This is a genomic window from Salinivibrio proteolyticus, from assembly GCF_027286365.1.
Classification (GTDB): domain Bacteria; phylum Pseudomonadota; class Gammaproteobacteria; order Enterobacterales; family Vibrionaceae; genus Salinivibrio; species Salinivibrio proteolyticus.
In genome coordinates this window covers 1,122,124-1,137,285 of sequence record NZ_CP114584.1, presented here as the reverse complement: position 1 = coordinate 1,137,285, position 15,162 = coordinate 1,122,124, and the positions used below count along the sequence as shown (strand labels likewise).

Below are 15,162 nucleotides of genomic sequence, written 5' to 3'. Positions count from 1 at the left end.
GCAACACGAAGACTTAAGCGTCTTGATCGCTATCCGTCTCACTCGATGTGTCATCATTGTCCTCAGAGCTGGTCTCAGAGGCGGGTGCGTCACTGGTTGCAGTGGCATTTGCCGCCGCTTCGTTAGCCAGTGCTTCCATTTCCTCTTCATCCGGCTCTTCGATACGCTGAAGACCAACCACTTTTTCATCATCACTGACGCGGATCAGTCGTACGCCTTGGGTATTACGGCCCACTTGGCTGACTTCTTCCGCGCGGGTACGTACCAGGGTACCGGCATTGGTGATTAACATCAGTTCATCACCGGTGCATACCTGGATGGCACCGACAACGTCACCATTACGCTCAGAGACTTTAATCGAGACCACACCCTTGGTCGCACGGCTCTTCGTTGGATACTCTTCCAGCGCCGTGCGTTTACCAAAGCCGTTCTCCGTCACCGTCAGGATGTCACCATCCGACTGAGGCACAATCAGGGAAACAACTTGGTCTTTCTCTGCGAGCTGAATCCCGCGGACACCTGCCGCGGTACGGCCCATTGCTCGTACTGTCTCGTTAGACGCTACAAAGCGCACCACTTTACCGAATTGTGAGAACAGCATGACTTCGCTGTTATCATCAGTCAGCTGCGCGCCAATGAGGCTATCACCCTCACGCAGGTTCACGGCAATAATGCCCGCGCTGCGTGGACGGCTAAAGTCAGTCAGCGGGGTTTTCTTCACGGTGCCGTGCGCAGTGGCCATGAAGACGTATTTGTCTTCTGCATATTCACGAACCGGCAGAATAGTGGTGATCCGCTCGTCGTCTTCCAATGGCAGCAAGTTGACGATCGGTTTACCGCGTGCGTTACGCGACGCATGTGGCAGTTGATACACTTTCAACCAGTACATACGGCCACGTGTCGAGAAGCACAAGATAGTGTCGTGCGTATTTGCTACCAACAGACGCTCAATGAAGTCTTCATCTTTCATGCGCGTGGCTGATTTACCTTTACCACCGCGACGCTGCGCTTCATAGTCACTCAAGGCTTGATATTTCACATATCCCTCGTGTGACCATGTCACGATGACATCTTCTTCGTTGATCAGATCTTCGATATCAATGTCAGCGCTTGCCGCCGTGATCTCAGTCAGGCGCTTATCGCCATAACTATCACGAATCGCCTCAAGCTCTTCGCGGATCACTTCCATTAAACGCTCAGTGCTGGCCAAGATATGCATTAATTCAGCAATTTGTTCCAGCAGCGATTTGTATTCATCAAGGATCTTGTCGTGCTCGAGCCCAGTCAGCTTATGCAGACGCAAATCCAGAATCGCTTGCGCTTGTTGCTCAGTCAGATAGTAGGAACCGTCATCACGTGCACCAAACTCAGGCGCTAACCACTCAGGGCGAGCAGAATCAACACCCGCCGCTTCCAACATGGCAGACACGCCACCTAAGCTCCAGCCTTGTGCTTGTAGCTCTTGTTTGGCAACCGCTGGGGTCGGCGCTCGGCGAATAAGCTCGATCACTTCATCGATGTTAGCCAGCGCAACCGCTAGACCTTCAAGGATGTGTGCACGCTCACGCGCTTTACGTAATTCATACACGGTACGACGAGTGACCACTTCACGGCGGTGATTGACAAAACACTCCAACATCCCTTTGAGGTTGAAGAGTTTTGGCTGGTTGTTATCCAGCGCCACCATGTTGATACCAAACGACGTTTGCAACTGAGTCTGGGCATACAGGTTGTTGAGAACGACTTCTGCCACCGCGTCGCGGCGACATTCGATCACAATCCGCATCCCGTCTTTATCTGACTCGTCACGCAGCGCTGAAATGCCTTCAATTTTCTTATCTTTGACAAGCTCAGCAATCTTTTCAATCAGGCGCGCTTTGTTAACTTGATACGGGATCTCATTGACAACAATGGTTTCTTTACCATGTTTATCCGCTTCGATCTCCGCCTTCGCACGTAGATAGATTTTGCCGCGACCGGTCTTATAAGCATCTTCGATGCCTTTACGGCCGTTGATCATCGCCGCGGTCGGGAAATCAGGACCCGGAATGTGCTCCATCAGCTCATCGATGGTGATATCTTCGTTATCGATATACGCCAGACAGCCGTTGATCACTTCGGTGATGTTATGAGGTGGGATGTTGGTTGCCATCCCCACCGCGATACCAGAAGCGCCATTCACTAACAAGTTAGGCACGCGCGTCGGTAAAACATCAGGGATTTGCTCCGTACCGTCATAGTTAGGTACGTAGTCCACTGTTTCTTTATCTAGATCCGCGAGGAGCTCATGGGCAATTTTTGCCATGCGCACTTCGGTGTAACGCATCGCCGCGGCCGAGTCACCATCAATGGAGCCAAAGTTACCTTGGCCATCCACCAACATATAACGCAGTGAGAAAGGCTGCGCCATACGAACAATAGTGTCGTAAACCGCGCTATCACCGTGTGGGTGGTATTTACCGATTACGTCACCGACCACACGGGCCGATTTTTTATATGGCTTGTTCCAGTCGTTGCCAAGTACATTCATCGCGAATAAAACGCGGCGGTGTACTGGCTTTAGGCCATCACGCACGTCAGGAAGAGCTCGGCCAACAATGACAGACATTGCATAGTCGAGATACGAGCTTTTCAGCTCCTCTTCGATATTGACTGGCGTGATCTCTTTAGCAAGATCGCTCATGGAGCCAACATCCCTCAAATAATGTTTGCGTATTCAAATACGTGACCACGGAGGATAACACAAAGCCACTCGCTAGACACGTGAATATGGCTAAGATGTATCATAGATCTCGTTAGAAAAGCCTCTCAACGCGTCTATGCGGGTAAAAACCCATCACTTCCGTGTCTGGCTATCAAGAATTAAAAATAAAAGCCCAGAAACGTCCTCAGCGCTTATTTACTTTTTCTATTTACCGTATAGCAGCGTCATCTTCACCCTTTATCGCTTCCTGTTTGCTGTCATTTCAGTCATCTTGGCCCATACTTAAATCGTGAGAACGCGTGACATACGACGCGTAGAAAGGATTGTTGTCGACACGTTCGACTAAGGAGTAAGCAGCATGCTGACTCGTATCGTGAATGCTATCGGAATGTGCTTAATTGCCGGTAAATACATGTTAGCGTGCATCATTGCTGTCAGTGCAATGATGACTGCAACCTTGTAACCACTATCACGCGGCCGGGCTGGCGAGCCGCGTTTATCGCTCACCGACACTTGGCGGGACCACTAAGCTCGCTTATCCTGCAGCCGCCCTTTTGCGTGCCCAATACCACCAATAACACTTCCTTCGTTCCACGCGTTCCCGAGCTGCAACGACACAGCATTTGGGTATATAATGCAGCAAAACCAATAAGGAAGCTGTATTTATGAGCCACGTAGCTAACGTTGACCCGGCAGAAATTCAAAAGTTTGAAGACATGGCATCACGCTGGTGGGATTTGGAAGGTGAGTTTAAACCCCTCCACCAAATCAACCCGCTACGCTTGCAGTACGTGATAGAAAAAGCCGGCGGCCTATTTGGTAAAAAGGTGTTAGACGTTGGCTGCGGCGGAGGCATTCTTGCCGAAAGTATGGCTCGCGAAGGCGCCGAGGTCACGGGACTAGATATGGGCAAAGAGCCACTGACCGTTGCACGCTTGCATGCGCTCGAATCCGGTATTGACGTACAATACATTCAGTCGACCGCTGAAGAACACGCTGACAGCTACGCCGGCCAGTACGATGTGGTGACCTGCATGGAGATGCTAGAACACGTGCCAGAACCTGCCTCAGTGATCCAGTCGTGTGCGAACATGGTCAAACCTGGCGGTCATGTTTTCTTTTCGACGCTCAACCGCAATACCAAGTCGTGGCTATTTGCCATCGTGGGCGCCGAGCACCTGCTCAAACTGGTACCGAAAGGCACTCACGACCATCATAAGTTTATTCGTCCCTCTGAACTGATGGCGATGGTCGATACCACAGCCCTCCAAGCGCGTGGTATGACCGGCTTACACTACAACCCATTAACCGGCATCTATAAGTTATCCAACGCCAATGTCGACGTGAATTATTTGCTCCACACTGTCAACCCCGCTTAAAGAGTTGAGGCATTGTATGACCACCCCCGCAACGGTTTTGTTTGATCTCGATGGCACGCTGCTAGATACCGCGCCGGATATGGGCATGGCGGCGAACCGCGTGCTCGCAGAGTACAACTTACCACCTCTTAGCCAAGAGCAAATCTACCGCCATACCAGTTATGGGGCGCGCGGCTTACTGACCGCAGGGTTTGGTGATAAAGCCAAAGAGCAAGATCCCATCGCCTTGCGGGCCCGTTTTCTGCATCATTACGGCCAAGCGATTTGTTCGGGGACGACTTTGTACGAAGGTATCGAAACGCTCCTCGACCTGTTAGAGCATCAGGCCATCCCGTGGGGCATTGTCACCAATAAACCTGAAGGGCTCACCCATCAGCTGTTAACCTTTTTTCCACGCCTGCAGCAGGCACAGGTTATTGTCGGGGCTGACACTTACGCGCACGCCAAGCCTCACCCATTGCCGCTTCTCGAGGCAGCGAAAACGCTTAATTGTGCACCAGAGCACTGCTTCTATGTCGGAGATATTGAAAATGACATGTTAGCCGCACGGGCGGCCAATATGGGTGCCGCGGTCGCCGCGTGGGGATACACAGGTGGTGATGATGTAATCAGTAAATGGGAAGCAGATCATATTTTCGCCACCCCACACCATCTCAGTGCCTTTATTGGATCCTAATCACACCCCACAAACCGTGGGGTTTGTTGCCTTTTCAATCAGTTAAATCGGATCACTGTTCGAGCCCAAGATCAATCAAAATAAATTTTTTTTCTTGGCCTTTTTACTGTTTCAACGATTGAAATTCTCGCTAATCTTGGCGCACTTGGAACGCTAGGTTGGTGATTACTAACTTGCGTTATAACATCCCCAAGATATCCACACCTCATCAGCGTGTCGTTCTCTTGCAATATCGCGGTTATATCACTATCTTGTAACGCATCGACAAGCCGACCCCTATATATAGTGTATGAGCGACGCAACGTCCGCATAGAGGCCGACCAAAAAATCATCAGGCATTTTATAAAATCTTGCGAAAATAGCAGTTTGGCAAGGAAATTTTGGGAAAGCACACAAAATGAACAAAGAAATAACCGTACTTAAGCGTGATGGACGCAAAGAAAATTTAAACCTCGATAAAATCCATCGCGTTGTTACTTGGGCTGCAGAAGGCCTCACCAACGTCTCCGTTTCTCTCGTCGAGATGCGCTCTCACATCCAGTTTTACGATGGCATGCGTACTGAAGACATTCATGAGACGATCATCAAAGCTGCAGCGGACCTAATTTCGGAAGAAAGCCCAGATTATCAATACCTTGCTGCTCGCCTAGCGGTGTTCCACCTACGTAAAAAAGCGTACGGACAGTTCGAGCCGCCCACGCTCGTGAAGCATGTGAAAAACATGGTTGAGAAGGGTAAATATGATGCCCACATTCTCGAAGACTACAGCGAAGACGAGCTCGACACCCTAGACAGCTATATCGACCACTGGCGCGATATGAACTTCTCATACGCAGCCGTTAAACAGCTGGAAGGCAAGTACTTGGTTCAAAACCGTGTGACCGGTGAAATCTACGAGAGCGCCCAGTTCCTGTATATGATGGTTGCTGCGTGCTTGTTCGCTGCCTATCCAAAAGAAACGCGCCTTGATTATATCCGTCGTTTCTATGATGCGGTTTCTCAGTTCAAGATCTCATTGCCCACGCCAATTATGTCTGGGGTACGCACACCAACGCGCCAGTTTAGCTCGTGTGTACTGATCGAGTGCGACGATAGCCTAGACTCGATCAACGCGACCTCTAGCGCCATTGTTCGCTACGTATCTCAGCGTGCGGGGATTGGTATCAATGCCGGTCGTATCCGCGCGTTGGGTAGCCCAATTCGTGGAGGTGAAGCTTTCCATACGGGTTGTATTCCGTTTTATAAATACTTCCAAACTGCTGTTAAATGCTGTTCACAAGGCGGTGTGCGCGGTGGTGCAGCCACCTTGTTCTACCCTATTTGGCACCGTGAAGTTGAATCCCTGCTGGTATTGAAAAATAACCGTGGTGTGGAAGAAAACCGTGTGCGTCACATGGATTACGGTGTGCAGATCAACAAACTGATGTACACCCGCCTACTAAAAGGTGGCAACATCTCCTTGTTCTCGCCGTCTGATGTACCGGGACTGTATGATTCGTTCTTTGAAGACCAAGAGAAGTTTGAGCGTCTGTACACCCAATATGAAGCTGATGCATCTATTCAGCGTGAAACGGTCAAAGCTGTCGATCTTTTCTCTTTGATGATGCAAGAGCGCGCATCAACCGGTCGTATCTATATCCAAAACGTGGATCACTGTAATACGCACAGCCCATTCGATGCGTCTGTGGCACCAATTCGCCAGTCTAACCTGTGTTTGGAAATTGCACTGCCGACCAAGCCACTCAACAATGTTGAAGACGAAAACGGTGAAATTGCGCTGTGTACCCTCTCTGCATTTAACTTGGGTGCGCTGGAGTCACTGGACGAGCTTAGCGAGTTGGCCGATCTGACCATCCGTGCGCTGGATGCCCTGCTTGATTACCAAGACTACCCGCTACCGGCAGCACGTAAAGCGACCATGAACCGCCGTACCTTGGGTGTTGGTGTGATCAACTTTGCTTACTACCTAGCGAAACATGGTGTACGTTATTCCGATGGCAGCGCAAACGGTCTGACTCACCGTACCTTTGAAGCGATTCAGTATCACTTGCTTCGCGCCTCTGTTGAGCTTGCAAAAGAGAAAGGCGCCTGCCCAGCGTTTAACGAGACTACCTATTCGCAAGGTATTCTGCCAATTGATACCTACAAGAAAGATCTGGATGGTATCTGTGACGAGCCTCTGCACTTAGATTGGGAGACGCTGCGTAAAGACATTCAAACGCATGGCTTACGTAACTCAACATTGACCGCCTTGATGCCATCAGAGACGTCATCACAAATCTCAAATGCCACCAATGGCATTGAGCCACCTCGTGGTTACGTATCGGTAAAAGCATCGAAGGACGGTATCCTCAAGCAGGTCGTGCCGGAATTCCATAAATACAAGAATAACTACGAGCTGCTCTGGAACATTGGTAGTAATGATGGCTACTTACAGTTAGTCGGTATCATGCAAAAATTCGTCGATCAGGCGATTTCCGCCAACACCAATTATGATCCGAGCCGTCATCAAAGTGGTAAAGTTCCAATGAACCAACTACTCAAAGACCTGCTCACCGCTTATAAACTCGGGGTTAAAACCCTGTACTATCACAACACCCGTGATGGTGCGAGCGATGGTCAATCGGATCTGAGTGCTGCGCAAGCAGAAGATGATTGTGCCGGCGGTGCATGTAAGATCTAACAAATTGGGGTAAGGGCCTGCCCTGCGGGCCCTTTTCTAGAGGTTAATAGGATTCATGACTTACAGTACGTTTTCTAAAGTCAACAACGACCCATTGAAAGAGCCAATGTTCTTTGGCCAATCGGTCAACGTGGCGCGTTACGACCAACAAAAATATGAAATTTTTGAAAAGCTGATCGAAAAACAGCTTTCTTTCTTTTGGCGCCCAGAAGAAGTTGACGTGTCAAGTGACCGCATTGATTACAACAAGTTACCCGAACATGAAAAGCATATTTTCATCAGTAACTTGAAGTATCAAACGCTGCTCGATTCCATCCAAGGCCGTAGCCCGAATGTCGCCTTGCTTCCTCTGGTGTCAATTCCTGAGCTGGAAACTTGGATTGAGACGTGGAGTTTCTCAGAAACCATCCACTCACGCTCATACACCCACATTATCCGTAATATCGTTGCCGATCCGGCGATTGTATTTGATGATATTGTGATGAATGAGCACATCCAGAAGCGCGCCAACGACATTGCGCAGTACTATGACGACCTCATTCAAACCACTAACTACTATCACCAGTTAGGGGAAGGTACCCATACTATTAATGGCAAAACCATCAGCTTAAGCCTGCGTGCGTTAAAACGTAAGCTGTACCTGTGCCTGATGTCAGTGAATGCACTCGAAGCGATTCGTTTCTACGTCAGCTTTGCTTGTTCATTCGCCTTTGCGGAGCGTGAACTGATGGAAGGCAACGCCAAAATCATCAAGTTTATTGCCCGTGATGAGGCGCTTCACCTTACAGGCACCCAGCACATGCTGAATATTCTGCGTAGCGGGCAGGACGATCCAGAAATGGCTGAGATTGCCAAAGAGTGCGAGCAAGAGTGTTTTGATCTCTTCAAAGACGCCGCTGAGCAAGAGAAAGACTGGGCAGAATACCTGTTCCGTGATGGCTCTATGATTGGCTTGAACAAAGACATTCTTTGCCAGTACGTCGAATACATCACCAACTTGCGTATGTCGGCAGTCGGCCTTGCCCCTGCATACGATAACGCCACCCAAAACCCGATTCCGTGGATCAATGCGTGGCTATCTTCCGACAATGTGCAGGTTGCACCGCAAGAAGCCGAAATTAGCTCATACCTCGTGGGTCAAATCGATAACGAAGTGAGCGTTGAAGACTTTGGTGACTTCGAGCTATGACCCGAATCACGATTGAAGTGAACGGTATCAAGGTGGGTGGCAACACCCACCAAAGTTTGCTTGAACAACTTGAGCAAGCCGGTATTCAACCCGAATATCAATGCCGCAATGGCATGTGCGGTGCGTGCCGTTGTCAATTGCAACAAGGTTCGGTCAAACAAGAAGACGCGATGGCATTTGTTCGTCCCGGCGAAATTCTTACTTGCCAAAGTGCGCCACAGACCGATGTGTCAATTGAATTTGAATACCAGCCAGCAGCTAAAGCAAAAGTCGTTAATGAGTAGTGAGCCTACGCCCACTACTCCTCTCACCTTAGCGCCCAACAGGCACCGATTTAAGCAATCGTCTCAGCATCAATAAAAATGTCATCATGGCGCGCTAATGATGCGTAATCGGCAATCACCGGCTGCCCATGAAGATAACGCCTTAACATGTCCAGCAATACCGTCGCCATATAACAGCGCGCGTTGTCATGGGAGAAATGGCGTTTAAAGCTTAGTCGCTGTCCCCACTCTCCCTCGGGGGTGGAAATCGCCACGCAAATTTGTCCATGAAGCTCAGGACCACATGCTAAACCAATTTGATGCTGGCCTTGTACAATGGCCGCGCTGGCCATGGCTAATGAGGCAGCGAGCGGGTTGGCAACGGCTTGTTCGGGCACATGCGCATTTGACATGACCCAGCCTTGCTCGACCAAGTGTGCAGCTTGACCGTTTAACGTGCTAGCTAACCATCCGCCCGTAAATTGCTCCACCACCTTTAATACCGCACCTTGACGATTGAGATCGGCGGCCAGCGCTTGCACCATCGCTTGGTTGCAACTGACAACATGATCGCCAAGGCATGATTGCACCGCATCAATGAGCTGCACTTTATCGGGATGATCGTCAGCCATGAAGAGTTTCACTTCAATAAACGGCAGACTCGAGCGATAACCCAGCGTCACATCGTCAGGCAACGAAACAGATGCCATGGCATCGCTGATCCCCGATTCGGACAAGCCAAATGTAAACGAACGGTAACAAGAACGCGCACTGGGTGCATAGTTGTGGCTTAATTCAGGCAGAATCTGCTGCTCTACCATGCAGAAAAATTCTGAAGGCACCCCAGGTGTAAAATAGAAGTGACAGCCATTTAAGTGGCAATAAAAGCCACAGGCAGTGCCATTGGGATTATCGATGAGGCGAGCGCCCTCAGGGAGCATGGCTTGTTTTAGGTTGCTTTGCGCCATAGGACGGCCATGACGCTCGTAGCGCTGCTTTAATTCATCCAGCCAGGTTTCATTGAGTGTCAGCTCTACGCCCATCGCCGACGCCATCGCTGCCGTGGTTAAATCATCGGTGGTTGGCCCTAACCCACCATTCACAATCACCACATCCTCGGTTTGAGATAGCCGAACAAGCTCAACCGCCATCTCATCGAGCTCATCCCCGACGGTGACACGCCGAGACATCGCAAATCCATTTTCGTACAGCATGCGGGACAGCCAAGCCGCATTGGTATCTGTGATATCGCCAAGCAAAACTTCTTCACCGGTCGACAGCATCGCGATACGTGGCATGGGTGTTTTATGTTGTTGATTGTCCACCTAGCCGCTCCTTTTGATTAGTATCCTAGAGCATTGATTATGACATCACACGCCATTACGCACTAGCCCAAGCTAATCGTACACTTTATTTTACGGCGTCGTATCTGTATCATTACACTCATCAGTTTTTTAATCTGCATAAGCAGTGCACAATACGCATAAATTCACGTTATCTTTTGTGCGAACACAACAATTAACTTTTTATTTACACTGGTTAAACATTATATGAACAAGGTACTAGGAAGTTCGCTAATCATTGCAGGTACGACCATTGGCGCAGGCATGCTCGCGTTGCCGCTTGCCTCTGCAGGAATCGGGTTTGGCGCATCGATGGCGCTGATGGGGGTGATGTGGGCCTTGATGACCTACACCGCATTGTTGATGCTAGAAGTGCACCAATACGCCGACGCTGACGCCACCCTACACAGTCTCGCAAAACAATTTTTAGGGGATAAAGGCAAATGGCTGGCATCGTTCGCGATGCTGTTTCTTTTCTACTCACTTTGCGCTGCTTACATTGCGGGCGGTGGTAGTCAGTTGAATGAGAAGCTTGCACAGTGGTCCTCGATTCAACTCCCACCCGCAGCGGGCGCGGTGCTGTTTACCTTGGTGTTTGGATTGGTGGTGACACTGGGAACCAGCAAGGTAGATTTAATCAATCGTGGGCTATTCACGCTAAAAGTGGTGTTCTTGATCTTGGCCCTAACACTACTCACTCCCCATGTATCGAGCATTAATTTGGTCGAAATGCCGGTGGAGAAAGGCTTGATGGTTGCCGCACTCCCGGTCATTTTCACCTCGTTTGGCTTCCATGGCAGCATCCCTTCGATTGTACGTTATGTGGGGATTGATTTGCCCTCTTTGCGCAAGGTGATGATTATTGGTTCAACCTTACCCCTCGCCTTGTACATTTTTTGGCAGGTCGCGAGCTTGGGGAGCGTGGCGCAGTCAATCTTGCTACAAAACGGTGAGTTGTCACAATTTGTGAAAGTCATTCAGGCAGTGGTGCAACAAGACTATATTGCCTCGAGCATTTCGCTGTTCGCAGACTTGGCACTCGCCACGTCATTCTTAGGCGTGAGTTTAGGGTTGTTTGACTTTATTTCAGACAGCTTTAAGCGTCAGGACACAGTCGGCGGTCGACTGCAAACAGCAGCAATCACTTACTTACCACCGCTTGTTTTTGCACTTTTCTATCCACAAGGCTTTATCACTGCCCTTGGCTATGCTGCCATCGCACTGGTTATTCTTGCGGTCGTGTTGCCGGTGCTAATGGTACGTAAGGCTCGCCAGACCGTCTCTACCGACAACCATTATCAGGTCATTGGCGGTAATTTAGGCCTGAGTTTGGCGATGGTCGGCGGTATCGCTGTGGTGGTTGCGCAATTTATGGCGTAAACTTCCCGATCACCGTACACTATCAAAACGCCCAGCTTTGGCTGGGCGTTGCTTATGGGCAATGACACGCCTATCGCTATGTGCCTCTACCCACCTAAAAGCCCTCTGACCAAGGTACTCACCCCTGCTAACGTACACAGCACCAACATAGCGCGCCGAACCAGTACAGGCTTCACCTTCGGCGCGACACGGTAGGCTAACCATGTTGCGAGTAAAACCGCGGGCACCGCGAATGCGGCTTGCTGAACATGCCACCAAGTAAGATAGTCCGTCGCGCCCAGCGCAATCAATGACAAGATACAGCTAATCACAAAGTAGCCGGCCAAGCAGGCACGCATCTTATTCACTTCCGCATGCTGCAATACCAGTGCCATCGGCGGCCCACCGATGCTGGTTGTGGTGCCCATGACCCCCGATGTAAACCCAGCAATAAAGAAGTTGAGGCGATTCGGTGCAATGTTGAGGCGTGCCATACTGGCAAACACTGCCAGTAAGACCGCCGTGCCAATGATGATTTCTAGCATTTGCGTCGTTACCACCAACATAATGGCGCCTGCTAGCATGGTGCCAGGCACACGCCCCAAGTACGCCCAGCTTAAATCACGAAAGGACAGTTGGTGGCGATACTGCCACGCATTGATACTGGCGAGGGTCAGCCCCACCATTGAAATCGTGGTTGGGACCAATTTCGGATCAATCATAAGCAGCAGCGGCGCAGCAACAATCGCCATGCCAAAACCAATTAAACTTTGCACAAAACAGCCTAAGCCTAGGATCACGGCCACGGCAAATGACACGCTTAAATCTGCCATAGTAAAGCTTCTTTATATTAAGTTATTTGCGCGAAATTCTAGCGGCTAAGCGCACGCGATACTATCACTCATTAACAGATTGATTACTCAGGCGTGTCAATTCTACGTAACACGTAAGCAACGTGCTGGCGAAGCGCTTTCCTTAGCGACGCGTGGCATGAATAAGCAGATTGCGTGGCGTTAAGCTCGGTGCACAAAACTGGACGAGATCGGCGTGATAGTTATGTTGCTCAAGATACAGCACCCGATCGAGCGCTAGCCAGAGTTCTAAGGCTCGGCGGAACGCAGACTTCACGACATTGATTTGTTCCAGAATCACAAATCGCGTCTCTCCCCGAGCCAAATACGGCGTAAAGTCGGTATCGCTAGATACGGTTAAGCCTTTTTGCGTCGCGCCCCAATGACAAAACGCCTCAAAGCCATCATTCAGTTGCGACTTTTGAATCGCCGGCAGCGGTAAATACTGGTCAGACTGAAAAGCATCACGCTGCCACTCATCAAACCCTAACCGGTACGTGACTTCTTGATAGCGCTGACGACGGACACGCTCACCACCGGTGGCCGCTTCTTGAACCGCGATTTTAAGATCGGTTTTGCTCAGGACCAATCCTGCTTGCTGCCCCGCATCTGACAAAGGTTGATACGTCTTACCCGTGATCAATTGATAACAACACGGTGATACACTTATCGCGTTAAGATCGGCCGCAACCGCTTGGCGCAATAGGTGCACATGCAGATCGCCACAAGCATGCAGCGCCAAGGCATGATCGCAGCGATGAATCACGGGTAATGCCGCATCACTAAAGGCATCTAGGTGATGAAACTGCATCGGCAACTGGTGCTGTTCAGCATAAGCTTGGCCTTGTTCACAAAGCGCCTGCTGCCACTCTAAACTGTCCACTCGCGCGGGTGTACTTGCCGCCACAGCCCGGCCTAAATATCCTTTCCCCGCACACCACTCTAGATATCGTTGCGTTGATGGCTGTGTGGGGACGGCGCTCAAGTAAGTGCGGATTTGCGCCCACTTCCGCCCGGGGACGCCTACGCCAAGCCGCTCATCCATAGCCACTGCTGCCATCTTAGCCTCTGGGACATCCGTTAAGCGTGGAATCGCGGCCAACGCTGGCCACCAGTTCGCCAGTTGCTCTGCCACTTGATTCGGCGCCGCCTTCCATTGCGCGGCCTTTGAAATGTCGAGCGTTGAAAGCCATTCACACAGTTCAGGGCACGATGACCAAGGCAGACGCGCATGTGCCATCGGCATGGGTCGCCATAACCACTGATAGTCCACCAGCAATTCGGTCAGTTGCTTAAATTGAACAAGATATAACGAGTTAGGCATCGGGCTGGCACCTTGATTGGTCGACAAATAGCGGCGTTACTGGGATCAAAAAGGGCTGCCGAAGCAGCCCTAATGGCAATCCCTTATTTTATCGAATCGGTAGTGGAATGTCCTTAAACATTGCCTCAATTTCTTCGTTAGAGCGCAGTGCGACGGCTTGGTCAACAACGTTGCGCGTCAAATGAGGCGCGAAACGTTCGATAAAGTCATACATATAGCTTCGTAAGAAGGTTCCTTTGCGAAAGCCAATCTTGGTGGTGCTGGCGCCAAAGATATGGCTCGCATCAATCGCTACCAAATCGGTATCTGTATGACTGTCCATCGCCATACTGGCAATCACCCCGACTCCGAGCCCCAATTTCACATAAGTTTTTATCACATCGACATCGGTCGCGGTGAAGACAATTTTGGGGGTGAGATGAGCGCGATGAAAGGCTTCATCTAGCTCTGAGCGACCAGTAAAGCCAAACACATAGGTCACCAGTGAATAGGCCGCTAAATCTTCGATGGTGATCTGCTTTTTCTGCGCCAGTGGGTGATCTGGGGTAACGATAATTGAGCGATTCCAGTGGTAACAAGGTAGCATCACCAGATCTTCATAGAGGTGAAAGGCTTCCGTTGCAATCGCAAAGTCCGACGTCCCTTTAGCGACCGAGTCTGAGATTTGCGTAGGTGTGCCTTGGTGCATATGCAACGACACTTTCGGGAAACGCGCAGTGAAGGTTTTGATCACCTCAGGCAGTGCATAGCGCGCTTGGGTGTGCGTGGTTGAAATGTTCAGGTTCCCCATCTCTGGGTGGGTGTGCTCGCTTGCCACCGCCTTAATGCTCTCAACCCGTGAGAGAATATCTTGCGAAATAGAGACAATCGCCTCACCTGCTGGTGTCACTTTGGTTAAGTGCTTACCGCTCCGCTCAAAAATCTGCACGCCCAGCTCATCTTCTAACAACCTGACTTGTTTACTGATCCCTGGCTGAGAGGTATATAAACTCTCTGCCGTCGCAGACACATTCAAGTTATGATTGACGACTTCAACGATGTATCTAAGCTGTTGTAGTTTCATAGTGCAGACGCATGAGCCTCGTAATAAAAGTGACCGCCTTGGGATTTCTCTTCTTCATTTATATACCCAAATTCGATTATTTAATAGGCTTTGGTTATATAAACGTTAGTGATTGCACATTCACTAATCGATCCTGTGCCTATGGTGTGAGAAGGATGGAATATTCCTGCGAGGAAAACCCAGAATCAAGCAATTAGAGTCGCGAATTCCACCAACATGGGCCACACTCAAACAAGCTGACGCGAGATCGAACGTAAGTGAGGTTGAAACTCAGGTTAGAGACGGATCACTGAACCGTGTTAACACCTGTATTCATGCTATCTCTGAC

At 50.1% G+C, this 15,162-nt stretch carries 11 protein-coding genes; 6 read left to right on the top strand and 5 right to left on the bottom strand.

The genetic code is table 11. The features are described 5' to 3' along the window. Positions 1 to 13: 13 nt before the first annotated feature. Positions 14 to 2,683 (bottom strand): DNA topoisomerase (ATP-hydrolyzing) subunit A, encoded by a 2,670-nt coding sequence (gyrA, locus tag N7E60_RS05455; protein WP_269598319.1) that lies wholly within the window; start codon positions 2,681 to 2,683, stop codon positions 14 to 16. A gap of 686 nt (positions 2,684 to 3,369) precedes the next feature. On the opposite strand from gyrA, the gene ubiG reads away from it, so the two are divergent. The 5 genes from ubiG to yfaE all read left to right on the top strand — a co-directional run bounded on the left by ubiG (position 3,370) and on the right by yfaE (position 8,915). Continuing rightward, positions 3,370 to 4,083: a bifunctional 2-polyprenyl-6-hydroxyphenol methylase/3-demethylubiquinol 3-O-methyltransferase UbiG gene (gene ubiG / locus N7E60_RS05450; RefSeq protein WP_269598318.1), complete on the top strand. Its 714-nt coding sequence runs from the start codon at positions 3,370 to 3,372 to the stop codon at positions 4,081 to 4,083. 16 nt (positions 4,084 to 4,099) lie between these two features. Continuing rightward, positions 4,100 to 4,759, top strand: coding sequence for a phosphoglycolate phosphatase (gph, locus tag N7E60_RS05445; protein WP_269598317.1), 660 nt, complete (start codon positions 4,100 to 4,102; stop codon positions 4,757 to 4,759). 397 nt (positions 4,760 to 5,156) lie between these two features. Beyond that, positions 5,157 to 7,442, top strand: a complete 2,286-nt coding sequence (gene nrdA, locus N7E60_RS05440) for a class 1a ribonucleoside-diphosphate reductase subunit alpha (protein ID WP_269598316.1) — start codon at positions 5,157 to 5,159, stop codon at positions 7,440 to 7,442. Between the two features lie 55 nt (positions 7,443 to 7,497). After that, positions 7,498 to 8,631 carry a class Ia ribonucleoside-diphosphate reductase subunit beta gene (gene nrdB, locus N7E60_RS05435; RefSeq protein WP_069588853.1) on the top strand — a complete coding sequence of 378 codons (1,134 nt, stop codon included), beginning with the start codon at positions 7,498 to 7,500 and terminating at the stop codon, positions 8,629 to 8,631. Beyond that, the gene (gene yfaE, locus N7E60_RS05430) at positions 8,628 to 8,915 is read left to right on the top strand and encodes a class I ribonucleotide reductase maintenance protein YfaE (RefSeq protein ID WP_077480740.1); all 288 of its coding nucleotides are present in this window, start codon (positions 8,628 to 8,630) and stop codon (positions 8,913 to 8,915) included. The genes nrdB and yfaE overlap by 4 nt, the downstream gene beginning before the upstream one ends. A gap of 50 nt (positions 8,916 to 8,965) precedes the next feature. Here yfaE and N7E60_RS05425 read toward each other — a convergent pair whose 3' ends face one another. Then, on the bottom strand, positions 8,966 to 10,219 hold the full coding sequence (locus N7E60_RS05425) for a CinA family nicotinamide mononucleotide deamidase-related protein (RefSeq protein ID WP_269598315.1): 1,254 nt from the start codon (positions 10,217 to 10,219) through the stop codon (positions 8,966 to 8,968). Positions 10,220 to 10,444: 225 nt separating this feature from the next. On the opposite strand from N7E60_RS05425, the gene tyrP reads away from it, so the two are divergent. After that, a complete protein-coding gene (tyrP, locus tag N7E60_RS05420) occupies positions 10,445 to 11,617 on the top strand; it encodes a tyrosine transporter TyrP (RefSeq protein WP_069588848.1) in 1,173 nt (390 codons plus the stop codon). Positions 11,618 to 11,703: 86 nt separating this feature from the next. On the opposite strand, the gene N7E60_RS05415 is transcribed toward tyrP, so the two are convergent. The 3 genes from N7E60_RS05415 to cysB form a co-directional block, all read right to left on the bottom strand. Beyond that, complete coding sequence (locus N7E60_RS05415; protein ID WP_077641080.1) at positions 11,704 to 12,429, bottom strand: sulfite exporter TauE/SafE family protein; 726 nt, start codon at positions 12,427 to 12,429, stop codon at positions 11,704 to 11,706. A 142-nt stretch (positions 12,430 to 12,571) separates the two neighbouring features. Further along, positions 12,572 to 13,771, bottom strand: a complete 1,200-nt coding sequence (locus N7E60_RS05410; RefSeq protein ID WP_269598314.1) for a methyltransferase — start codon at positions 13,769 to 13,771, stop codon at positions 12,572 to 12,574. A gap of 88 nt (positions 13,772 to 13,859) precedes the next feature. Continuing rightward, the gene (gene cysB / locus N7E60_RS05405; protein ID WP_269598313.1) at positions 13,860 to 14,834 is read right to left on the bottom strand and encodes an HTH-type transcriptional regulator CysB; all 975 of its coding nucleotides are present in this window, start codon (positions 14,832 to 14,834) and stop codon (positions 13,860 to 13,862) included. Between the last annotated feature and the right edge of the window lie 328 nt (positions 14,835 to 15,162).